The sequence below is a fragment of the Bacillus sp. FSL R5-0585 genome, assembly GCF_038004545.1.
Classification (GTDB): Bacteria; Bacillota; Bacilli; order Bacillales; family Bacillaceae_G; genus Bacillus_A; species Bacillus_A cereus.
In genome coordinates, this window is sequence record NZ_JBBORJ010000001.1 from 4,840,865 (window position 1) to 4,861,832 (window position 20,968).

Here is a 20,968-nt window from a genome sequence, read left to right on the forward strand (position 1 = left end):
CCATTCCTCCAATTTCAAAAATCATACAAATATAACTATAACAAATAACGGAGAAAAGGTGAATTCGAAAAATTGTCGATTTTTTCAGAAGAAAGCGTTACAATTAAAATGTAAATGCTTTAATTTCCAGGTAGGTGACATTCATGTATTTTGTAGACAGAAAGAAAATAGAACAAATGCTAGTATGTTTAGAACGAGCAACAAGTACATTTCAAGAGAAAAAGATATATGAAACCGAGTTTGAATTTTACGCATTAGAGCGCATAGCCCATCTTATTATTGATACTGTATTAGATGTCGGGAATGCGATGATTGATGGATTTATTATGCGCGATCCAGGAAGCTATGAAGATATTATTGATATTTTAATGGATGAGCGAGTGATAAGTGAAGAAGATGGACAAGGGATGAAAGAAATTATCCTTCTTCGAAAAATGCTTACGCAAGATTATATTCAAATGAATCATGATGAATTATATAAGACGATTCAAAAACATATTGCAGTGGTAGAGAAATACCCAGCAAATATTCGCAGTTATTTAGAAAAGGAATTAGGACCTGTATCTGCATTTGTACCAGAATAATTATGCTTATAAGATCCCCAGAGAATGCCTTTTGGGGATCTTATATTGTATGTGAGAAAGAAAAGGGAGAAGGGTGAAGTATGGGGGAAGCACGTACTACGAAAGACGAGATTGTACAATTGTTGAAAGTAAAGGGAGAGCACACGGTAGCGGAACTAGCTGACGTTTTAGAGATTACAGAAATGGCGATTCGAAGACATTTAAGTAATCTTGAGAAAGACGGACTCATTTATTCTAAGATGGTAAGGCAACATGTCGGAAGACCAACTTATTTGTATGGATTAAGCGAAAAGGGAGAAGATACATTCCCGAAAGAGTATAAGCAATTTGCGATTGATATGCTAGAAGATTTAGCTCGAATGGGCGATGAAAAAATACTTCGTTACGTTTTAAAAGAGAGAACGAAGCGAATGGAAGAACAGTTACAAAAGAGAGTGAGTAATCAAAAGAATTTAGCATATAAAGTGCAAGAGATAGCAGCTATGCAAGAGAAAAATGGTTATATGGTTCAAATAAAGAGAGATGGAGAGAAATCTTTCGTAATTGAAAAACAAAACTGTCCGTTAAAGGAAATTGCCGAGAGATTCCCGCAAGTGTGTGAAGATGAAAAAGAAATGTATAAGCGTTTATTTACGAACGCAGAAGTGAAAACGCTAGCAAATATGTGCGAGGGCGATTGTAGTTGTTCTTACCAAATAAAAGAGAAAAAATGAACGTTATGGGGCGCTTTAAGGTAAAGCGTTTTTTTCTTTTGGAAAAGCGGGTAATATAAGAGTGGTATGATAAGGTGAGAACGTTAGCATAGAAGGAGAGACATAATCGATGTATAAAGGTTACTTAATTGACTTAGACGGTACGATGTACCGCGGAGAAGAACAAATTGAAGAAGCAAGCGACTTCGTAAAAGCATTAGGAGAGCGCGGCATTCCATATTTATTCGTTACGAATAACTCAACTCGCAAACCAGAACAAGTGGCAGAAAAGCTTGTTCGTTTCGATATTCCAGCGAAAGCGGAGCAAGTATTCACAACGAGTATGGCGACTGCGAACTTCATTTATGAACGTAAACAAGACGCAACTGTATATATGATTGGTGAAGAAGGCTTACACGATGCACTTGTGGAAAAAGGATTTGAACTTGTGGATGAAAATCCTGATTTCGTTGTTGTTGGTTTAGATCGTGACATCACATATGAAAAATTAGCAAAAGCGTGTCTTGCTGTGCGTAATGGCGCGACGTTTATTTCTACAAATGGGGATATTGCCATCCCAACTGAGCGAGGATTATTACCAGGTAACGGCTCATTAACATCAGTTGTAGCAGTATCAACAGGTGTGGATCCAATCTTTATCGGAAAACCAGAATCAATCATTATGGAACAAGCTTTGAAAGTGCTTGGCATAGAAAAGAATGAAGCATTAATGGTTGGGGATAACTACGATACAGACATTTTAGCAGGAATAAATGCTGGTATGCATACGCTTCTTGTCCACACTGGAGTCACAACTGTGGAGAAGTTAACAGAATACGAAGTACAACCGACGCAAGTTGTGCATAACTTGACGGAGTGGATTGAGAAGATGTAATGAAATGCAGGTAGCCGGAAGAGGTTACCTGTTTTTTTATGCATAATTGCATATGTACTATAGGTATACGGAATGTAAAATTTAAATGTATTGATATAAGGGAGGAATAAGAATGTACTGGATGTCATGTATTATGCTTGTTTTTACATTATGCGTTTTGTTCTTTGTTCTATGGAAAATATATAAAATAAATGAAATGAAAAAAAGCGCAGGAAAACTTATTGCAATGTATCCTCGGGTGAAAAGACGTTGGATTGCATTACTTGGACCAACATATTTCATTGGACAATGTATGTATATATATGCTCAGTACGTAAGTGGCGATATTGATACAGTTGAACAGTTTTTTATTCAGCTAGGTATTCATGCTGTAGCAAGTTGTTTTATGACTTTAATAGCTATACATCTTATTAAAAGTGTACAAATATATGAAAAAGGTGTAATAGATGGATTAAACTTTTATTCATATGAAGAATTGAAAGGCTATAAAACATCAACATGGGAAAATCCAAAAGAAAATATATTTTTATATCGCGGGAGAGAAAAAATGAATGACAATGTGAATTTACTTATTAGAAAGGAAGATATGAATGAATTAGAAAGCATTCTTCAAAGATATATTCCGAAATTAATGGTGAAATAAAAAAACTCCGGTTTTAACAACCGGAGTTTTTTATTAGAATGCACGATTCACAACGTCTTTAACCTCTTCAAGATATTGTTTACGCACACTGTCATCCACAGAAGGAACACTTGTATAGAATGTATGCTCAATTGTTTCAATGCCTGTAAATTCAAAAATACCAACATCCGCTGTTTTCTTCATTGCATCAAACATGCCGCCTGCTGTGTATGCTTCTTTCGTATTTCCCATTGTAGATAATAACAATCCTTTTTTACCGCTTAATAACTTTTCAATACCGTTTTCACCGTAAGCATAAGCGAATCCGTGGCTAAATACACGGTCAACGTATCCTTTTAAAATAGCAGGAAGTCCCGCCCACCACACTGGATAAATGAATGTAATGCTATCAGCCCAAGAGATATGCTCTTGTTCTTCTTTAATATCTTCTGGTGTATTTCCTTGAGAAAATGAGATGAAATCGGAAGCGCCTAATACTGGATTAAAGTTTAATTCGTATAGATCGCGAACGCGTACTTCGTGACCTTTTCCTTCTAATTCACTTTTTACCGTTTCTAAAATCGCATGGTTGAAGCTTTCTGTATTCGGGTGTGCATAAACGATTACATGTTTCATTTTTCTTCCTCCTATTTGTGGATATGTGAATAGCTTTTATGTATTCGTGTAACTATTATGGTTACTTTTTTTACGAGAGTCAATTTTTCTGACATGAGAAATATTAGTATGTTACAAAAAAATACAAAATAGTAGGAAGTTTGTATTTTGAATAGAATATATAGATTGATAAATAGAGAGAGAAGGGGATATGGGGATGAATATTATTGAGATTGAAAGGTTAGAAAAATCATTTGATATTGGAGATAGTAAAGTCAAGATATTAAAAGGCATTAATCTTCAAATTCAAAAAGGAGATTTCGTTTGTATTATGGGAGCAAGTGGCTCGGGTAAAACGACCTTACTTCAGTTGTTAGGTGGATTAGATATTCCATCGGTAGGTAGTATTCGAGTTGATGGTACAGAGATTTCCACATTAAAAGAAAAAGAGCTCGCTTTATTTAGAAGGCATAAAATCGGTTTTATTTTTCAGCAGTTTAATTTGATTCCAGTGTTTAGTGCAGAAGAGAATGTAGGGTTACCGTTACTGTTAGATAATGTCTCGCAAAAGAAGGCAACGGTGACAGCAACTCGTTTATTAGAACTTGTTGGATTGAAGGAAAAAGAAAAACATTTACCAGCACAGTTATCAGGCGGGCAACAGCAAAGGGTTGCGATAGCAAGAGCTTTTGCAAATGAACCGGCAATTATATTAGCGGATGAGCCAACAGGGGCATTAGATTCGGAAAATAGCAAAAACATAATTGCGGCACTTCGCAATGCGTGTGATGAGTTAGGGCAAACAGCTGTTATTGTAACGCACGACCCGTTCGTAGCGGCTCATGCGGATAAAGTTGTTTTCTTATTAGATGGTGAAGTGATTCATGAACATGCTGAAAGTAAAGGGTGGAAGTTTCGAAATATCCCACAACAAGTTACTCACATTCAAGAGATTATGAATCGCCACTTTAAAGTAGGGGGTAAAGGTGATGCGATGGGTAATTAAGTATGCAGTAAAATCGATGAAACAAAATTGGCTGCGAAATATGTTGATTGCTCTCGGTGCAGCTTTAGGTGTTATGTTAGCGACGATGTTATTGCTAGGAAATCAATCAGTAGAGAAGAGTGTGAAGGAACAAGTAGTAAGCCGATATGGAGATTATAATTTACAATTTGGCTATATAAAAAACGATATGTATTTAAATAATGAAAGTTTAAAGGGAATAGATGGCTTAGAAAATGCTGAGAAAATATCAAAAGCACTTATACCATATCCTTTTCCGCATTATAAAGAGTTATCGGGAAAACCGCCCTATTGGGGTGTTGAGCAAGATTCTCCAGAAATGCATTCTTATAAAATAGTAGAAGGGCGATATCCGAAAAAAGGTGCTGAAGTAGCGCTGACAAAAGGGTATACAGAACGTGAAAATATACGATTGGGAGATACGATTAAACTGCCATTCCCACAACATGGAGAAAAGAATGTGAAAGTCGTCGGCATTTTAAATCCGCCGTTAATGGCGGCAATGGGGCATGGGGCTTATTTTCCAATCCAGTGGCTTCAAAAAGAATTAAATCTACCAAATCAGTTTAATCTCGTTCAAGTGAAAACAGCCGATGTAAATGTGAAAAGGGCGATTGCTCTTGATGTAAATAAGAAGATAGAAAATATAAAGGTGGATCAACGTACTTATGTCGATAAGGCATTTGAACGACTAAATGTAATGAAGCCTTTAATTTTTAGTTTAGGTGGTATTGCCTTATTTGTAGTAGCCCTTTTAATAATGGGAAGTTTCTTCTTATCTGTCAGAAGTCGATTTAAGCAATGGGCATTATTACGTGCACTCGGTAGTAACCCAAATCAAATTATAGTAGTCGTTTTATTAGAGGCTTTATGCATCGGAGCGATCGGATCGTTAGCAGGGGTTATTCTTGGGGCAGGTACGCAAACAATTGCAGCATCATTCATTAACAAATGGGTGAATATTGAGGGGGCAGGGGAAGCATCATTCTCGATTTTAAGTGAGATTTTACTCATTACTTTTTTACTAGGGATTGTTATGTCTATCATAGGGGCTATTATACCAGCTTTCATGGTTAGAAAGATTCCACCAGTTCAAGCACTCCGCCCAGGTCTTCCTAGTAATGAGAAGAAAGAAAAAAGATGGAGTGCTTTTAGCCTTAGCATTTTAATTATTGGTACTGTTATTGGGCTAGCAGGTAGCGTATTAGAGGAGTATATCGGTTTTAATCCAAGTGCGATAGGAGCGCTTTTATTCGCGGTCGGTTTGTTATTTGCGATCCCGTTATTTATTCGCGTGATAGCACCAGTGATTGCAAAACCGATTCAAATGATATTACGAATTGAAACGACGATTAGTAGCCGGAATGTCATTCGTTATCGAAATAAGGCAGCTGTGTCGGTTGCTATACTAGCATTTGGTTTTATGTTAGCACTTGTTGGAACGATGTATGTAAACTCTATGTATGAAGGTATGAAAAAAGGATTACAAAAACATTTACCAGCGGACTTAGTAGTAAGAATTCCAGTAGAGTCACAAGGAATAGAAACATTACCGTTTAGTTGGATGGAGAAGGTTAAAAAAATTGATGGTGTAGAGACGAGTGTTGGGAATGCTACTGACTTTACAGCAAAGCTTGTGAATTATGACTTTAAAAAAGCGAATCAAGAATGGTATGAATTTATGAAAAAAAACAATTTGAACTCTGATTCAATGGAAGTTGTAGGTAATGATATTGTAGCGTATCAGAAAGTAACAAAGGCGAAAGTGATTGCAGGACAAACTTTAAATAAGCCATTAGAAGATGGTGAGGGAGTCATTACGAAGGAAGTGGCTAAAAATTTAGGGATTCAGTTGCAAGATACGTTTGAAGTACAAGGAAAGGGAAAAGAAAAACAAACGATTAAAGTCGTTTCAATTATTGAGCAAGGATTAAGGTTAAGAGGGTTAGATGTTTTTGTAAATGAACAATGGGCTCGCGATAAGTTTCACGTACAAGGATATGAAGCGATTCAAATTATGACAAATTCTAATCAGTCATTTGAAGCAATTAAGAAGCAAGTAAAAGAAATTACAAAGAATAAAGAGAATATAGAAGTTATAAACAGTTATGATTTATTGAAAGAACAAGAGCAGTTATTATCGCAAATGATGATGTTAATTAGCTTGTTAGTTGTAATTGTTTTCATTATTTCTGGTATAGGATTAATGAATGCGATAGTAGCAAGTTTACATGAAAGACGTGCTGAAATTAGTATGATTCGTGCGGTAGGAGCTATCCCAAAGCAAATGAGAAGGATCGTTTTATTAGAGGGAACTTTACTTGGAGCGATAGCTGGTTGCATTGGCATTTTTGGTGGGATTTTGTTTAGTTATATAGTGTTATCAAGCTTAGAGTTAACGGTTATTATTATTCCGTATAATCAAGTGGTCATACTGGCTTTAGCTAGCGTGATGCTTGGAGCGGGGGCAGCATTGATTGCGTCATTACAATTAAGAAAGTTCAAATTAAGTGATACTTTAAAAGAGTTATCAGCATAAAAGACTGTTACACACCACTCATACAAAGTACAAAGAAAACAAATAAAATGATAACAATACCAATGCCAAAGTTAAATACGAGAGTACTATCCATATATGTAGCCTCCTTGTTTGAAAGTAAAAAGCACTCTAGTTAAGAGTGCTTTTTATTTTGAATCTACTTTATAACTTTTAGAAAGTGATTCATGCGTGTCATGATTTACATTATTTTATGTATTTATACTTTGAAATGAGTAAGTCCTTGTTGGATATAGAAAAAAAGACACTCGTGGAGTGTCTTTTAAGATGACAAAATGTGCCAATTGCTTGAGGTTGATAAGACGCTAATTTCCGTTTTAACGCCTTTTCTCTAATCAAGAAGTGTAGCAACAGCGATTCAAATAAATTGTACCATCTGTTTAACCGCGGTGCGTATGCAATTGTGCATATGATGATCATGAGGTAGGTAATGAACTGTGAATAATTTGAAGTGATTTATTTACGATTTCTTCTGCGGCATATATGCCGATTGCGTCTGTTTTTAAAATATGGGGTTGTAAGTTATCATGCATTGCCCCTAACTCACCATGAAGTGGTGCGAAGGCATGGTTCGCCTTTTCAAGCATGCATAAATCAAGTAAAGAATCCCCAGCTGTAATAATCGTATCTATTTGCAAAATTTCTTTTATATATTGCACGGCGTCCCATTTATTAATTGGTTTTGGTACAAAGTATAGCTTTCTACCTTGAAGTGAATGATTCCAGCCTTGTTTGTCTAACCAGGAAGTGAAGGATGATAATTCATCATAAGGAATGTTCTCCCGTTTAATAATGCAATAATGGAATAGATCATCAGCTGTTTTTTGCGATATAACCCAATCCTTATGAGCTATTTGTCCAAATTCCTTTAGTATGTCGTTTCTCTCTATACATTCAACCGATAGTCTTTCTTTTACTTTCCTGTTCCAAGTACCATCTTGTTTCCCGTTATGAAGGATATTGCCGCCGTTACTTGTAATGGCGTATTCGGGAATGATTTCGTCTTGGAATAAAGCAATACGCTGAAACTGCTCAATAGTTCTTGTTGTAACTGGGATGAAATGTGAGTGCAGTTGTAATTTTTTTAGTAGTAAAATGGTTTTATGTGATATGAAAGAAATTTCTTTCCCATCTATAGTTTCAATGAGTTGAATTGATTCATCTTCTATAGGGGCACGAAACGATTTCCGGGAATAAATAAGCGTCTGATCAAGATCACTGGCGAAAATCATCTTGTTTCCTTCCTAAGAGGCTTAATGAGCCCGCAACATGAATAAGCCATATTCTCATAGATTTCAATAGGGACATTCTTTTCTTTAGCGAGAAGTAAAATATGCTTTAAATCGGGATTGTTTTGCTTCCGTATTAAAATTTTCCATGGTATTCTCCGGAGTAATACACGAGTTGTTTCGCCCACTCCTGGTTTGATTAAGTTAATATCGTCAATTTCAAAGTGATTTTGGATAGACTGTATATCTTTTAATCCTTGCCAAGAGGGATCAGTGTAAGTTGAAGTAATATAACGTAATTGATTATCTATATGAGAATGAACAGAAGGGAATAAATCTGTTACCTCATCAATGAATAAATTTGATAAGTCTTCTTGTTCTAGCTCTTTATAATATTTAACACCATGAAAATCATTTGGACCGATATAGGTGTCATTTAGTACAGTGCGGCTAATGAGTCCAGAGACTGTTGCATTTAAGCAAGCGCTAGGAATAAGAAAATCTTCACGTGTACCGTAAATTGAAGTACAGTAACCGGGATCAGCAAGCACAGCCATACAATGAGAAATGTGTGTATTATTTCGTTCGTTAAATGTGTGTACGGCATATTCTAATTCTTTTTTTATTGCACCTTTTCCAGTCCACCCATCAATGAATTGAATTGTTTCTTTAGGGTGATGTTCCAAAATATAATGGAGTGCATTTTCATCAATACCGCGTCCGCGAACAATAGAAATACAATAGTGAGGTACATCAAGGTCGTATTGATAGCGTATGTAGCGTTTGATAAGAATGCCAATAGGTGTACCAGCACGAGCTAATGAAACGAGGACAAGGTTAGTTCCTTTAGTTTGTATAATCTGTTCGGCGACAACTCCAACAGCGATGGCTAGTTTGTGTTTGTATTGTTGCAGGGAAGAAAAGAATAAATCCATATACGCTTTAGAGGGTTTATATTCCATTGGTAACATTTCGGAATAATGTGTGCCAGCTTGAATTGCTTGTTCTCTAGTTTCCGTGGAACTTTCTTTCATTAAATCACTAATATCTTTTAATAGAAAAATAGCATCATTTGGATTGTAACTACTAATATGAGAATTTAATTTTACCATAATTATCAACCTTCCTTTTCTATGCTATTTGAAAATGAGACGATATGAATAAAAGGAATAACTGTTTGTAACTGCTGTAGAAGAGGAGATAGGGCTTCTTCCCCTAAATCACGCTCAATGAAAACAAATACTTCATCGTAATCATGAGGTGAAATATTATAAAAGTAATTTGTAATAGTAGAATCTTCAGGACTTGGATATGAGAAATGATTATGAATGGCGTAGTTCACATCATTTGAAACAGAATGGATAGGGCTTCTTGTTGTAGATTGATATAAAATATTTTCACCCATTTCAGCAGCAATTTTCATTGGGATATACATAAATTCACCCGTTCCGAGACAGAGTGTTTGTTTTCCCATTCTTTCTCTTTTTAAAGTTTTTCCTGCTTCTTGGGCGAAAGAATGAATGTGCTTTTGTTCATATGCTGAAATGCCAAATCGCCCAGTATATTTTATATAATTTGATGTATAGGGTGATTTTAGGCAGGTAAGGGTATGTTTTTTGAAATCAGGTTTTGTTTCTTCAATTTGAATCTCTTTTTTTGCAATATTTAATGGTTGGCCAGTTGTATGAATACTGCCTTCTAATAAAGAAATAACATGAACCTTAATTTGAAGTTCTTCTTCTAATTGTTTAAATTGTTTTCTATTAGTATGAGAACGCCAGTCTAATAAAGAAGCAATTATATATTCTTCTCGTGGGAATTTATTTTGAATAGATCTAATAATATTTAATGCTGTTTTTCCTGTTGTCATCTCATCATCTACGAGAACAATTGGATTGTTGTTTTGAAAAAAGCTTTCATCTACATAACAACGGTGTGATGTTGCATGAGAATGTTCTTCCTCAAATGTAATGACAGATTCTAGGTGGGGTATCGATTCCCTAGTTGTATGTACATACTTTGCATTTTGAAAGCATTGAAACATAGAATGACCAAGTGATGTCGCTGTTTCAGCGAATCCGATGAACAAAACTTCTTCTTGCAGAGGATATTGATAACGAAATACTTCCTCTGGGATTTCATCAATTTCTAATGAAATGAGATTTAAAATTTCTTTTTGAAATGGATGAGAAATATTATGTAGTATTTCCATATATCTTGCAGCGAGAGCAACTCCACTTGATAGAGAGACTGCAGGTTTAATAGGAAGATGCTTTCCAAGGATTGTACTCACAAATAAAAAACTACGTTTCTTATTTATTCTCGCAGCCATTTGAAAAAGATTGTCTAGCGCTAAATTATATGGATTATCACGTACTTCTACATGGACTTGTATATTATTTAAAACGTTATACGTGTTGCTTTGCGTTTGTAATAAGGAGATCGGTGAATTGTTTGTTTTCATGTAGCACCCCGTAAATATTAGATTTTAAAATGGTTTTGCGAGCCCAGCTATAATGAGGTTTTACTTCATTCATTTTGTTAGAAAAACTGCTTTTTAGCACTCCATTATACGTATCTGCATTTTGTAAAATTGATCTCGCATCTAAATAATCTTCCATTGTGACAATGTGCATTGCCTGTACAACTTTAATATGAGATGGGTGAATAACTGTCTTTCCGATTAAGCCATTTGCATGGTCAAGTGATACCTCTTGAATAAGCCCTTCTTCATGATCATTAGAAAAATATTCCCATACACATCCTGAAATAATATATTCATTTGTTGCCCTTGAGAAAACGTTAATAATGTCTGAAATACAATCACGGACAACAGTAATATGATAGATAGGTGTGTATTTATTGCGCCGAATACTAAATATACTTGAAAAATCAGTAGCACCAATACGTACATTTAAGATGTAATCGTGATAAGAATCTAGTAAATTTTTTATTTGTAATAATGATTCTGCCCGTGTTTCCTTATACATAATTTCGGGGGATTCTAAAATCGGCATGCCATATAGCGATAATGAGTATAACTCGTTTATATATGCAAGCTGATCGATATAAGTCTTTCCGTTAATCGGTGTGAATTTTGGAAAGACAAAACCACATAAACAATGAACAGCACTACCTAATTCAGTAACAATTGTCTTCAGTTGACTTGGCTGTCGAACTCTAATAAAAAGAAGCGGGATGTCTGCTTGATTTAGTATGTTGGCACTGACTAAGTTAGCGATTTGCTGTATTTGAACGACGATGTTTTGCTCTGCAAGTTTTACTTCCTCATCGCTGATAGCGTCCTCTAGACAAAGAATAATTGAGGTAGCATCCACATGTTTCTTTCTAATTATATCTTCCGCAATCGTTTCTTTCGTGCCAGGAGTATATAGTGTGGCGCCTAGTGCGTAAGCTAGTTGTTCTTTCCCTATATTTTTTGAAAAACTAAGAGGTTCTTTATAGAAAAAATTTTGCCGTTCTTCCGAGGAGAGATAAGAAAAGTAATTCAAATTGTCACCACCTTATTTGTAATGATTCTGTTTAATCGTAACATAATAAGAAAAATCTTCCATAAAAATGAAGCGATAAATTTAAAAAATATATTGAGAAAGATGAATTATAAGATGAATATCGAATATTGTTAATAGAAATATAATAGGGGGAAAGAGAAAGTGGATATACATAAGTTAACGATAGAAGAAGCAAAGAAGATAAATACGTGGACGTACGAGGAACCTTATAGTTTATATAGTTTTTCAGGCGAGAAAGAAGTAATAGAAGAGCTATTAGATGGAACGTATTATGGCTGTTGTGACGATCAAGGAGATCTCATCGGTTATTTTTGTTTTGGAGGAAATGCACAAGTGCCAGGTGGAAGAGATGCTAATTTATATGGTGGAGAAGATGTGATTGATATCGGACTTGGCATGAAGCCGGCGTTAACTGGGAAGGGAATAGGGAAAGAATTCTTCCAAGCTGGAATAGCGTTTGCCACCAAAGAGTTTAATGCAAAAATGTTTCGATTAAGCGTAGCAACATTTAATACAAGAGCGATTACGGTATATAAAAATATCGGATTTAAACAAGGGACTATTTTTTTGAGTCGCGGAAGAGAATTTATGCTTATGGAATACGAAAGGCCGTCAGCATGAAACTGACGGCCTAGAAAACATTATTATTCTGAGTGCTCAGCTCGGTGCGCTAAACGGCTTGAAGCTGCGGCAGCAATTCCGCCAACGATATCGTCAAGGAATGTGTGCACTTTTCCAGTTGATTTATCATTTAAGTATTCTAAAATACCAGGTTTTAATTTATCAATATATCCAAAGTTCGTGAAACCGATAGAGCCGTACACGTTTACGATAGAAAGTGCGATAACTTCATCAATTCCGTATAAGCCTTCATCACGTTTTACAATATCTTGTAACGGTTCACTTAGCATTCCCTTTTCAGCAAGGACATCGAGTTCGATACCAGTAATCAGTGCGTTTTGTACTTCACGTTTTGATAGTACACGTTCTACATTGTAACGGCATTCTGACATCTCTAAATTTGGATGATATTTTTTTTGAAGAAAATGAACAAGTTCAGCAATATCGTCAATTGTTACACCACGTTCTTGTAATAGTTGTAATGCTCTTTCTTGTAGTTGATTTGATTCTTTCATGTTTATCACCTTTTTTTCTTTTTAGTATTTGTATACGTTTCGTTGCTTTATCCTGTGCATAGGAATGAAAGGCGAGCACAAGCTCATATATATAAAGAAAAACCATAGGTGGCGACTGCGATGATTCAGCATATTTATGAGCATTATCACATGCATGTTAAAGAATTAATCCCCCTTGGCCCCTATAAAAGCTTTTGGATTCGCAACAAAATTTATGTACTTGTTCCAATTGGAGAAATGGAGGAAGAAGTACTTGTAGAGATGAAAAAGCTCAGTGACTATATGAACCAGCAAGGGGATATAACTGTAGCGACTTTCGTTCCGACTATACACGGCTACTATGTAAGTGAGATAGAAGAACAAAATTACTGCTTATTAAAAGGTATGCGAGCGTTAGAACGACATGCTACATCATTAGGAAGTGAACTTTCTATATTCCATAAACGAGGTGCATTCTTTCCAGAAGAAATCGAGCAATTAAGCCGCATTGGTGAATGGAAAGCGTTATGGGAAAAGAGACTCGATCAGTTAGAAAAGTTTTGGCAATCACAAGTAATGAACCACCCTACAGACGTATTCGATCAATTGTTTATTGAATCCTTCCCGTATTACTTAGGAGTTGCAGAAAATGCCATTCAATATGTTGTTGATACAGAAATGGATGATACGCCGCAACTAACTGATGCAGCGACAATTTGCCAAGAACGATTCACACCTTTATTATGGCATCAAACGAAGCGTCTCAAACTTCCTTTTGATTGGGTGTATGATCACCCAACTCGAGATATAGCAGAATGGATTCGCTATATGATGATTGAAAAAAAGAAAGACTGGGATCAAACAATCGTTCAATTTGTTACAGATTATGAACGGAATTACTCGCTGTCCTCATTTGGTTGGCGTTTATTATTTGCAAGGCTCCTGTTCCCGCTTCACTATTTTGAAACGGTCGAACGATATTACCAAACTGGAAACGAAGAACAAAAAAGCATATATAGAGATCGCTTAGAAGCCATTTTACACGATGTAAACCGCTCAGAGCAATTTATGAAGCACTTTTATGGCTCACTTCGTTTACCAGTAGATAAGCTTGGGATTAGAAAATTAGATTGGTTATCTTAAAAATATAAAAAAGAGACCGAGTGAGGTCTCTTTTTTATATACCACAATTTTATGTAATACATTATGCCCCTACCTGTTGATCTGTACATATATTTAAAACGAATTGATGCCTTTCGAGCTTTTCATTTACTTTACCCAATAATTCTTGCTGGATTTCTTTAAATAAAAATTGATAGCTTGTATTCCATGTTGGTATAACGGATGAAAGGCCTAATAAATACTCTTTTTTCTTTTCTAGTTCTTGGATTGTTACAAAAGTGTTCCCCATTTTTGGCATCTGTCGTCCCCCTATGTTTTTTTACTGTATATGTGTGAACGATTCACTATATAGTATTAATTATCGCATTTTTTGAGAAGGATTTCCAATTTTGTTTTATGATGTTAACGGATAAATGTAATTTGAATAAAAAAAGGAGACCAAATTTGGTCTCCTTTTAGCAAGTGACTTTGAACGAGCCGCTAGATAATATCCAGCTCCAGCGGCTAAAATGTTCGGTGGCTTCGCTTCTTCCGCCGAGGCAAAAAGCGCCTCTATGTCAGAAGCTCCATCCCCCTCACATTTTGAACGAGCCGCTTCCGCTTTTAATTAGTATCTAGCTCCAGCGGCTAGAACAGTCGGCCATTTCGCGCCTTCCTGTGAGGCAAAAAGCGCCTCTTCGTCAGGAGCTCCAATGACCTCCTGTTCTGAACGAGCCGCTTCCGCTTTTAGATTAAAATACTTGTTCTACTTCGATAACGCCTGGTACTTCTTCAAGTAACGCGCGCTCGATACCAGCTTTTAGTGTGATTGTAGAACTTGGGCAGCTTCCGCATGCACCCATAAGGCGTAGTTTTACGATACCTTCTTCAATGTCTACTAATTCAACGTCTCCGCCATCGCGAAGTAAGAATGGACGTAATTTATCTAATACTTCTAATACTTGTTCTTGCATATGTGGGTTTTCCATTTTTATCGACTCCTTTCATCAGTTTTATTATAATCAAGATAGAGGGGAAAATCTATTTTTTCTCTTCTTGTTTTATTGTCGAAATATTGTATCGTGTTTTTTCAGTATAGGGGTATGGAATAAGTTTGTAAAATGATGTGCTTATGTAATAAGACATCTGAATATACTGTTGGAACAAGAAGTGGGGGAGAAGAAATGGTTAATGTTCAAGTGTATGGGACGAAAGTAATTTGTGCGAGCTGCGTCGGAATGCCATCTTCAACAGAAACGTTTGAATGGTTACAAGCGGCAATTGGTCGTAAATATGAAGGACAAGAAAATAAATTTAATTTCGAGTATATTGATTTCCAAGAAGAACAAGAAGATGCGGATAAAAAAGCATTCGCAGAGCGCGTAGTGGAAGAAGATTTATTTTATCCGGTCGTTCTTGTAAATGGAGAAATTGTTGGAGAAGGAAATCCTCGTTTGAAGGATGTTTACGAAGAAATCGAGAAATATTTATAAAACAAGAAGTCTTTGCGAATTTGCAAAGGCTTTTTTATTGGAGGGATAGATATGAAAAATGGAGTGAAGCATGCGTTACCAACGGAAGTACAACGGTTAATGGAGCGGTACACAGTAGAATTAAAAGAAATTTTTTTGGATGAAAAAATAGTCGGGGTATATATTTACGGATCTATCGCACTAGGTGCATTTCATAAGGAAACGAGCGATGTTGATTTTGTTACAGTGATAAATGATTCCGTGAATGAAGCTGAAAAACAGCAGCTTGTGGAACTACATAATAAACTTAGTGATAATACGCTAGGTAAAAGAATGGACGGTATGTATATTCCGCTTGCTGACTTAGGGAAATACAATGATGAAATGAACGAGTACGTGTATTGTGCAGATGGTAAAGCTAATGTTGGTCATTGGGACATTAATGCGGTCACATGGTGGACGTTGAAAAATGAAGGCATTACAGTTACCGGAAAAGAAGCAGAAGATCTTCCGCTGCAAATAAAATGGAATGATGTAGTAAATACAATGAAATATAACGTAGAACAGTACTGGAGTGAAAAGGCGAAGAAGCCATATTTATTTTTTATAGAAGAGTGGGTAGAATCAGCTGTCGTTACGATGGGACGTATTTTATATACACTAGATCATAAAACAATCGTTTCAAAAGATAGAGGATTGCAATACTTGTCAGAACGTTCAGCGGAAGAATGGGAGCTTTTATTAAAAGAAGTAGCGAGAATACGGCAGAACCCAAAAGAAAAGCGAATGCTCTCAAGGTGGAGAAGAGCAGATATGACGAAGAGGTACTTGCTGCATTTAATTGAGACGTGTAGAGAGAAATGGTAGGGAAGAAAATGGACAATACAGTGGGGTGTATTGTCTTTTTTATTTTGTAGTAGATAGAAAAGTATTTACAAGTATTGTGTAGAGGAAAGATAATAGAAAAAAATATGCGCATGGGGGAAGATGATGAGTAAATATAAATTACATATAGATAAAGAACAACTATGGAAAGGCTGCGTTTTAAATTCGATTGCCCATGCAATTAATGTAGCGCATTGTCCAGATTTCTTACATGAAAGTTCATGGGATGGATTTAACTATAGTATGCAAGATAGCCAAGGCGGACAAGGGACAATTACGTTTCATCCGAATTACACGATTGTATGTCTTCAAGATGTGAATAGCGAGAGAATTGATGAGTGGATTGATGCGAAAAATTATTTTGAAGGGGCACCTTCGGAAGTAATAGATATTGCGAAAGAAGAAGCACTTCAATACGTATTAGAAGAAGTAGAAGGCGAAACAGTTCCTTTTATTACAACTGCATTTTGGATTGAGGATAGTGGTGCGTATTCAATTGATTCATTTGAAGAGATGGAAGAGCACGGCGGATTCTTATTAGAAATTCCATTACTTGATACAGAATCAGCAATAGAAAGACTGGAAGAAGAGTATGAACTGACAGAGGAACAAATAGAGCTTTTACAACTCGTGTATAAGAAAAAAATCCAAAGTCCAAATGAGGAAATTAAGTTGTCTAAAGAAGAAATAGCAATGATTGGAACGGAAGATAGCGAAGGATTGGAAGTTAGTAAGGACTCATTTGAAGAAATGAATATTACTTGGGAGTTGTAGGGGGAGGATAAAATATTTCTGATTTAAAAAGTCACAAAAGGAATATAAAGCACTAGTAGAAAGTACAATGTGAAATTACATTGTACTTTCTACTAGTTTTTTCATATACATATCAACTTCGTGAAAGAATATGGGCTCTTTTTCCTCGGTATTCAGATGCACGGTGCAATGTAAATATTGCTGTAAGTAGCGAGTAGCTTGTTCGTACTGTTTTAATTTGTAGAAAGAAAAACAGGTAAGAAGTAGAAACGCTTTTTCTTCTAATATTGGAACGACAGCTAGTATGGGAGTAATGGAATTCATATTTGTTTCCACTAAATTTTCATAAGATACCCACGTTTGAAACCAGTCGAAAATAGTAGAAAGGTAATTCGGAATTTCGATAGTTTCATGTGAAACATTATGCAATAACTGGTTCTGTTTGATATGCATAGGCTCTATTCTCGTTTGTAGAATGCAATCGAATATTGAAATGTTCTCTTTTATTTGTAATTGGTTCGTAATAAGCTGCGGGAGACCGATAGGGTGGACTCCTATATTTATATAAAAGTCATCTCCAAACTGGCTTTTTTGTATGTTAATGAGCTTATAAAATCCGTTTTCAGCTTTGAAAAATGTATGTCTTTTTTTCTTAAAGCCGAGTGGTTTTAAAGTGGCGTGTAAATTTGTAATAAAATCTTGCTCCTTTTTAGAGCCAGGCTTATTCTTCGTCATATTCATAAGTAGTTAAGTTTTGTAAGAAACTTTCAAAGTTAGGTGCTAATTCAATAATTTCCTCAAACTCATTATCGATAAATATAACTGGAGGATTTTCAGCTACATTTCGATAGTCTAATGCAATCCATGTATGTCCATCACCAGATAAAAGTACGATATTCTCAGGCATTTCCCATTCTCGAATTAAATAGCGGCTCTCTAAAATACTAGATTCATTTTCATTAAAAGAAATACCATATAAACCAGATACATTAACGTGATCGTCTGCCCAAGAATTTGGCTTTGAAGTAGGGTGAACATCGAGACGAAGAGTTCCCCCATTTTGTTCTTTTAGAAGGGTTATATATGATTCTGGAAGCTTTACGTTCAGTACTTCTTCTGCTTTTTTGATTAGTTCATCGTTAATGGGTGCTAGTTTTAAATAGTCATCGTCTGCCCAAATTGTACTCTTCATATTCGGTCACCTCAAATAATAGTTTTAAGAATCTTATGTCATATATTATAGTTAGTTTAGATAACACGCAATAGAGGGAGGGACGGAGTATGGATGTGTATGAATACCTCGATCACGTAAATTCTAAAGAAGATTTATTAAAATTTCTTGTATACCTCCAAAAGGATTTTAAAGTGAATAAAGATGAATGGGAGAATGTAGAGGTAGAGACTTATTTAGAGGCATTAAATAGTTGGTTAGGTTCTTGTGAATCGGTTTATATAAATCAAGGAGAGAAGTTTCCAGAAAATATTTCATGGAAGTTTATTGCTCAAATGTTACTTGCGGCAGCTCATTATGAATAAAATTAGATTTTTAAAAGATAGAATGGAGAGGATATCATGATTAACCATAATAAAATTAAACAACTTTTAACACATATAGATCGTGCTGAGGATAATGAAATTGAGCTAGAGTATGAATCTGAACCTATGACGATAGAATTGTTTAATAGTGAAGAAATAGAAGAAGGGCAACTTGGTTATAGTTTTGATGAAGAAGGACAAAGCTTAGTCGGGAATGAAGAAGGAGATTGGAAAGAAGGATGGATTGTAATAGGGATAGATTCATATCTTGGAGACCCGATTTTTGTAGATAGTAATGATGAGAACTGTCCAGTTTATACAGCTATGCACGGTGAGGGAGAATGGGAGCTGGAATGTATAGCGGAACGTATAGAAGATATTATTGAGAAAGTGAAGGGGAATGTGGGGGAAATAAAATAGTATTTCAATGTGATTAAGAGGGAGGAAATAATGAAAAAGTTTCAAATCGAACTAAATAAACTGCCGACAGAAAATGCTGGAGAAATAGTACTTAGTATAGATGAGAGAATTGTGTTTGAAGAAAAAACAGACATAATAGGACCGATTTGTCAGTTGTTTGATGCTTGTATCGAGGTTTTTAAATATAATGACGCTACAATTTTCTTAAATGAATATGAAAAAAAGATGGAATTTAAGAAGAAAGATGGGGAGTTTCTCATTATTAATCAGAGAGGCAAGAAGTTAGCTAGTGTTGATAGCGAGCAATTTTTACGAGTACTCTTTTCGTTTCTTAAAAAGGAGATAGGGCAGATTTACATGAGTGGAGTTGATTCTTTTCGAATCAAAGATGCTTACCATAGAATGTTAGAAATTGATCCATTTGTTCCTAAACTTATAAATGGAAATGACGAAATTATGTATCGAACTTATCATTCTACAAGTGACAAGTATGAATTAAAATGGAAGTATTTAAAAGGGAGAGAGGTTGAACCGATATTTACTCCGGTACTATCTCATGATAAGAAGAGTATCTTTTATGTAGAGGAAAATAACCACAGAATTCGTAAACTCGATAGTGAAACGAAAGAAGAGATTTGGCAGTGCCGTATTCCAATAGTAGAAGATTGTAATTGCGTTACTGTGAATGGTGTCGTAATTATTTGGCATGCAAATAGATTTGGAGAAAGTATTGCGAAATTGTATGCTATTTCATCAAGTTGTGGACAGCTTCTATGGGATTTAGAAATAGAAGGGCATATTATACAAGATGTAAAAACTACGGGAGAAGAGTTACCACGTTTACTAGTTATTACACAAGAAGGCTACAATGTTTTATTAGAGCTTGAAAGTGGAGTAAAAGTATGGGAAAAGAATGTTCGAGTCGGAGGAGAAAAATTGCAGTGCCATCTTGGCCCAGATTACTATGTATTAGCAGGGAATCCTTTTGATGAAGATGGGGAAGTTGATGCATATAGTAATGTTGCAATTTCCATTCAATTATTAGATGCTTCTACACGATGGAAACAAATGATGGAAGATTGTAATCCAAATGAACCAGTTACTTTAACTAATGAACATTTTATATGTGTAGCAATAGATTCATTACAAAAGTGGGAATATGGAAAAGAAGGCTGTAACTTAATTTTTGAAAAAGCTTTTGATGAGGTATGGTACTCTTGCATTGAATCAAAGGAAGCGAAAATACTATTAACAAGAACTGAGTATGGATATGAAGGGGTAAGTAGACAAATACAATGTTATGACCATAAGAGCGGTCAAAAGTTATATGAAGTAAATATGTCTTTTGAAATTGAATTGCCTCCATTTCTTATCGGAGAGATGATGGTATTGTCCTTAGGAGAAGGCAGAATTTGTGGTATTAATATTCAAACAGGTAAAGTGCTTTGGAATAATACTACTCTACATGATATTACAGAGGTTCTGTTATATAAAGAGGGAGAAATTTACATTGCAACTTCAAATTTAGAATTGATAATACTTGATGCTGAATGTGGCGAAGTAAAAAATATAATTAAACTTCCTAAAAATGTTGTTGTAATAGATTTTATTGTATCAATTGAGGAAGTTAATAATGGACTATTCATTAGTTGTGTAAGTGGAAATATGTTTGAAATAGTAGAAGGCTAATTTGTGAGTTTTCTTAAGTCGAGATGTTTGTTTTAAAGTAGTAGTATATATTCACTAAAAAAGATGTATAAAAATGATTTTGATGCATCCTTTTTAGTGAATATATAAAATAATTAACTTAGTGTATTAAAGATATGATACATGATTATTTTAATATAATTAAAAGTAAAATGAAATAAGAAACGGATAATTGTCGGAATATATTCGATTTCCGTTCATTTTTATGAAATATGTGTACTTTTTGTT

The 20,968-nt window shown here is 35.2% G+C and carries 24 protein-coding genes; 14 read left to right on the forward strand and 10 right to left on the reverse strand.

Annotation, left to right across the window (positions count from 1 at the left end; all coding sequences use genetic code 11):
* Positions 1 to 143 precede the first annotated feature (143 nt).
* The 4 genes from MKY38_RS24865 (at position 144) to MKY38_RS24880 (ending at position 2,814) form a co-directional block, all read left to right on the forward strand.
* A complete protein-coding gene (locus MKY38_RS24865; protein ID WP_000274010.1) occupies positions 144 to 584 on the forward strand; it encodes a DUF86 domain-containing protein in 441 nt (146 codons plus the stop codon).
* Between the two features lie 80 nt (positions 585 to 664).
* Entirely contained in the window at positions 665 to 1,297 is a 633-nt protein-coding gene (locus MKY38_RS24870; RefSeq protein ID WP_000503345.1) for a helix-turn-helix transcriptional regulator, read from the forward strand.
* A 109-nt stretch (positions 1,298 to 1,406) separates the two neighbouring features.
* On the forward strand, positions 1,407 to 2,171 hold the full coding sequence (locus MKY38_RS24875; protein WP_000276467.1) for a TIGR01457 family HAD-type hydrolase: 765 nt from the start codon (positions 1,407 to 1,409) through the stop codon (positions 2,169 to 2,171).
* 112 nt (positions 2,172 to 2,283) lie between these two features.
* On the forward strand, positions 2,284 to 2,814 hold the full coding sequence (locus MKY38_RS24880) for a hypothetical protein (RefSeq protein ID WP_000289911.1): 531 nt from the start codon (positions 2,284 to 2,286) through the stop codon (positions 2,812 to 2,814).
* Between the two features lie 33 nt (positions 2,815 to 2,847).
* On the opposite strand, the gene MKY38_RS24885 is transcribed toward MKY38_RS24880, so the two are convergent.
* The gene (locus MKY38_RS24885; RefSeq protein ID WP_000683439.1) at positions 2,848 to 3,429 is read right to left on the reverse strand and encodes an NAD(P)H-dependent oxidoreductase; all 582 of its coding nucleotides are present in this window, start codon (positions 3,427 to 3,429) and stop codon (positions 2,848 to 2,850) included.
* 196 nt (positions 3,430 to 3,625) lie between these two features.
* Between MKY38_RS24885 and MKY38_RS24890 the strand changes: the two genes are divergently transcribed.
* Together MKY38_RS24890 and MKY38_RS24895 are read left to right on the forward strand one after the other, a co-directional pair.
* Complete coding sequence (locus MKY38_RS24890) at positions 3,626 to 4,414, forward strand: ABC transporter ATP-binding protein (protein ID WP_016123691.1); 789 nt, start codon at positions 3,626 to 3,628, stop codon at positions 4,412 to 4,414.
* A complete protein-coding gene (locus tag MKY38_RS24895) occupies positions 4,398 to 6,971 on the forward strand; it encodes an FtsX-like permease family protein (protein WP_341050034.1) in 2,574 nt (857 codons plus the stop codon). Before MKY38_RS24890 ends, MKY38_RS24895 begins: the two co-directional genes overlap by 17 nt.
* Before the next feature lie 434 nt (positions 6,972 to 7,405).
* Here the strand turns inward: MKY38_RS24895 and MKY38_RS24900 are convergent, their stop codons facing one another.
* From MKY38_RS24900 to MKY38_RS24915, 4 genes are read right to left on the reverse strand one after another with little or no spacing between them, the layout of a single operon-like run.
* Complete coding sequence (locus MKY38_RS24900) at positions 7,406 to 8,221, reverse strand: HAD family hydrolase (protein WP_341050036.1); 816 nt, start codon at positions 8,219 to 8,221, stop codon at positions 7,406 to 7,408.
* On the reverse strand, positions 8,218 to 9,330 hold the full coding sequence (locus tag MKY38_RS24905; RefSeq protein WP_341050039.1) for a cysteine protease StiP family protein: 1,113 nt from the start codon (positions 9,328 to 9,330) through the stop codon (positions 8,218 to 8,220). The genes MKY38_RS24900 and MKY38_RS24905 overlap by 4 nt, the downstream gene beginning before the upstream one ends.
* 5 nt (positions 9,331 to 9,335) lie before the next feature.
* Complete coding sequence (locus MKY38_RS24910; protein ID WP_048534647.1) at positions 9,336 to 10,682, reverse strand: phosphoribosyltransferase family protein; 1,347 nt, start codon at positions 10,680 to 10,682, stop codon at positions 9,336 to 9,338.
* Entirely contained in the window at positions 10,627 to 11,730 is a 1,104-nt protein-coding gene (locus tag MKY38_RS24915) for an HpcH/HpaI aldolase/citrate lyase family protein (protein WP_001106083.1), read from the reverse strand. The genes MKY38_RS24910 and MKY38_RS24915 overlap by 56 nt, the downstream gene beginning before the upstream one ends.
* A 162-nt stretch (positions 11,731 to 11,892) precedes the next feature.
* On the opposite strand from MKY38_RS24915, the gene MKY38_RS24920 reads away from it, so the two are divergent.
* Positions 11,893 to 12,372: a GNAT family N-acetyltransferase gene (locus MKY38_RS24920; RefSeq protein ID WP_341050043.1), complete on the forward strand. Its 480-nt coding sequence runs from the start codon at positions 11,893 to 11,895 to the stop codon at positions 12,370 to 12,372.
* Positions 12,373 to 12,395: 23 nt separating this feature from the next.
* On the opposite strand, the gene MKY38_RS24925 is transcribed toward MKY38_RS24920, so the two are convergent.
* Positions 12,396 to 12,887 (reverse strand): phosphatidylglycerophosphatase A family protein, encoded by a 492-nt coding sequence (locus MKY38_RS24925; protein WP_000665103.1) that lies wholly within the window; start codon positions 12,885 to 12,887, stop codon positions 12,396 to 12,398.
* Positions 12,888 to 13,007: 120 nt separating this feature from the next.
* On the opposite strand from MKY38_RS24925, the gene yutH reads away from it, so the two are divergent.
* Complete coding sequence (gene yutH / locus MKY38_RS24930; RefSeq protein WP_000614215.1) at positions 13,008 to 14,009, forward strand: spore coat putative kinase YutH; 1,002 nt, start codon at positions 13,008 to 13,010, stop codon at positions 14,007 to 14,009.
* Between the two features lie 61 nt (positions 14,010 to 14,070).
* On the opposite strand, the gene MKY38_RS24935 is transcribed toward yutH, so the two are convergent.
* Both MKY38_RS24935 and MKY38_RS24940 read right to left on the reverse strand, forming a co-directional pair.
* Complete coding sequence (locus MKY38_RS24935) at positions 14,071 to 14,286, reverse strand: hypothetical protein (protein ID WP_001125507.1); 216 nt, start codon at positions 14,284 to 14,286, stop codon at positions 14,071 to 14,073.
* Between the two features lie 433 nt (positions 14,287 to 14,719).
* Positions 14,720 to 14,956: a NifU family protein gene (locus MKY38_RS24940; protein ID WP_000431159.1), complete on the reverse strand. Its 237-nt coding sequence runs from the start codon at positions 14,954 to 14,956 to the stop codon at positions 14,720 to 14,722.
* Between the two features lie 195 nt (positions 14,957 to 15,151).
* On the opposite strand from MKY38_RS24940, the gene MKY38_RS24945 reads away from it, so the two are divergent.
* The 3 genes from MKY38_RS24945 to MKY38_RS24955 all read left to right on the forward strand — a co-directional run bounded on the left by MKY38_RS24945 (position 15,152) and on the right by MKY38_RS24955 (position 17,098).
* A complete protein-coding gene (locus MKY38_RS24945) occupies positions 15,152 to 15,460 on the forward strand; it encodes a YuzD family protein (protein WP_000248588.1) in 309 nt (102 codons plus the stop codon).
* Between the two features lie 51 nt (positions 15,461 to 15,511).
* Positions 15,512 to 16,306: a nucleotidyltransferase domain-containing protein gene (locus MKY38_RS24950; protein WP_341050048.1), complete on the forward strand. Its 795-nt coding sequence runs from the start codon at positions 15,512 to 15,514 to the stop codon at positions 16,304 to 16,306.
* A gap of 123 nt (positions 16,307 to 16,429) precedes the next feature.
* Positions 16,430 to 17,098 (forward strand): hypothetical protein, encoded by a 669-nt coding sequence (locus tag MKY38_RS24955; protein ID WP_078385292.1) that lies wholly within the window; start codon positions 16,430 to 16,432, stop codon positions 17,096 to 17,098.
* Between the two features lie 75 nt (positions 17,099 to 17,173).
* Here MKY38_RS24955 and MKY38_RS24960 read toward each other — a convergent pair whose 3' ends face one another.
* Positions 17,174 to 17,812: a DUF4304 domain-containing protein gene (locus MKY38_RS24960; RefSeq protein WP_139366612.1), complete on the reverse strand. Its 639-nt coding sequence runs from the start codon at positions 17,810 to 17,812 to the stop codon at positions 17,174 to 17,176.
* Positions 17,799 to 18,269, reverse strand: a complete 471-nt coding sequence (locus MKY38_RS24965) for an SMI1/KNR4 family protein (protein ID WP_002025033.1) — start codon at positions 18,267 to 18,269, stop codon at positions 17,799 to 17,801. Before MKY38_RS24965 ends, MKY38_RS24960 begins: the two co-directional genes overlap by 14 nt.
* A gap of 89 nt (positions 18,270 to 18,358) precedes the next feature.
* On the opposite strand from MKY38_RS24965, the gene MKY38_RS24970 reads away from it, so the two are divergent.
* From MKY38_RS24970 to MKY38_RS24980, 3 genes are read left to right on the forward strand one after another with little or no spacing between them, the layout of a single operon-like run.
* Positions 18,359 to 18,613: a DUF7660 family protein gene (locus MKY38_RS24970; RefSeq protein WP_000383680.1), complete on the forward strand. Its 255-nt coding sequence runs from the start codon at positions 18,359 to 18,361 to the stop codon at positions 18,611 to 18,613.
* A gap of 36 nt (positions 18,614 to 18,649) precedes the next feature.
* Entirely contained in the window at positions 18,650 to 19,033 is a 384-nt protein-coding gene (locus tag MKY38_RS24975; protein WP_078385294.1) for a hypothetical protein, read from the forward strand.
* Positions 19,034 to 19,063: 30 nt separating this feature from the next.
* Positions 19,064 to 20,722: an outer membrane protein assembly factor BamB family protein gene (locus MKY38_RS24980; protein ID WP_341050051.1), complete on the forward strand. Its 1,659-nt coding sequence runs from the start codon at positions 19,064 to 19,066 to the stop codon at positions 20,720 to 20,722.
* The last annotated feature ends 246 nt before the right edge of the window (positions 20,723 to 20,968 follow it).

What these genes read in the sequence shown, in the direction of transcription:
- MKY38_RS24865 (WP_000274010.1), top strand. Translation starts at nt 144, where the DNA reads ATGTATTTTGTAGACAGAAAGAAAATAGAACAAATGCTAGTATGTTTA.
- MKY38_RS24870 (WP_000503345.1), top strand. Translation starts at nt 665, where the DNA reads ATGGGGGAAGCACGTACTACGAAAGACGAGATTGTACAATTGTTGAAA.
- MKY38_RS24875 (WP_000276467.1), top strand. Translation starts at nt 1,407, where the DNA reads ATGTATAAAGGTTACTTAATTGACTTAGACGGTACGATGTACCGCGGA.
- MKY38_RS24880 (WP_000289911.1), top strand. Translation starts at nt 2,284, where the DNA reads ATGTACTGGATGTCATGTATTATGCTTGTTTTTACATTATGCGTTTTG.
- MKY38_RS24885 (WP_000683439.1), bottom strand. Translation starts at nt 3,429, where the DNA reads ATGAAACATGTAATCGTTTATGCACACCCGAATACAGAAAGCTTCAAC.
- MKY38_RS24890 (WP_016123691.1), top strand. Translation starts at nt 3,626, where the DNA reads ATGAATATTATTGAGATTGAAAGGTTAGAAAAATCATTTGATATTGGA.
- MKY38_RS24895 (WP_341050034.1), top strand. Translation starts at nt 4,398, where the DNA reads ATGCGATGGGTAATTAAGTATGCAGTAAAATCGATGAAACAAAATTGG.
- MKY38_RS24900 (WP_341050036.1), bottom strand. Translation starts at nt 8,221, where the DNA reads ATGATTTTCGCCAGTGATCTTGATCAGACGCTTATTTATTCCCGGAAA.
- MKY38_RS24905 (WP_341050039.1), bottom strand. Translation starts at nt 9,330, where the DNA reads ATGGTAAAATTAAATTCTCATATTAGTAGTTACAATCCAAATGATGCT.
- MKY38_RS24910 (WP_048534647.1), bottom strand. Translation starts at nt 10,682, where the DNA reads ATGAAAACAAACAATTCACCGATCTCCTTATTACAAACGCAAAGCAAC.
- MKY38_RS24925 (WP_000665103.1), bottom strand. Translation starts at nt 12,887, where the DNA reads ATGAAAGAATCAAATCAACTACAAGAAAGAGCATTACAACTATTACAA.
- yutH (WP_000614215.1), top strand. Translation starts at nt 13,008, where the DNA reads ATGATTCAGCATATTTATGAGCATTATCACATGCATGTTAAAGAATTA.
- MKY38_RS24935 (WP_001125507.1), bottom strand. Translation starts at nt 14,286, where the DNA reads ATGCCAAAAATGGGGAACACTTTTGTAACAATCCAAGAACTAGAAAAG.
- MKY38_RS24940 (WP_000431159.1), bottom strand. Translation starts at nt 14,956, where the DNA reads ATGGAAAACCCACATATGCAAGAACAAGTATTAGAAGTATTAGATAAA.
- MKY38_RS24945 (WP_000248588.1), top strand. Translation starts at nt 15,152, where the DNA reads ATGGTTAATGTTCAAGTGTATGGGACGAAAGTAATTTGTGCGAGCTGC.
- MKY38_RS24950 (WP_341050048.1), top strand. Translation starts at nt 15,512, where the DNA reads ATGAAAAATGGAGTGAAGCATGCGTTACCAACGGAAGTACAACGGTTA.
- MKY38_RS24955 (WP_078385292.1), top strand. Translation starts at nt 16,430, where the DNA reads ATGAGTAAATATAAATTACATATAGATAAAGAACAACTATGGAAAGGC.
- MKY38_RS24960 (WP_139366612.1), bottom strand. Translation starts at nt 17,812, where the DNA reads ATGACGAAGAATAAGCCTGGCTCTAAAAAGGAGCAAGATTTTATTACA.
- MKY38_RS24965 (WP_002025033.1), bottom strand. Translation starts at nt 18,269, where the DNA reads ATGAAGAGTACAATTTGGGCAGACGATGACTATTTAAAACTAGCACCC.
- MKY38_RS24970 (WP_000383680.1), top strand. Translation starts at nt 18,359, where the DNA reads ATGGATGTGTATGAATACCTCGATCACGTAAATTCTAAAGAAGATTTA.
- MKY38_RS24975 (WP_078385294.1), top strand. Translation starts at nt 18,650, where the DNA reads ATGATTAACCATAATAAAATTAAACAACTTTTAACACATATAGATCGT.
- MKY38_RS24980 (WP_341050051.1), top strand. Translation starts at nt 19,064, where the DNA reads ATGAAAAAGTTTCAAATCGAACTAAATAAACTGCCGACAGAAAATGCT.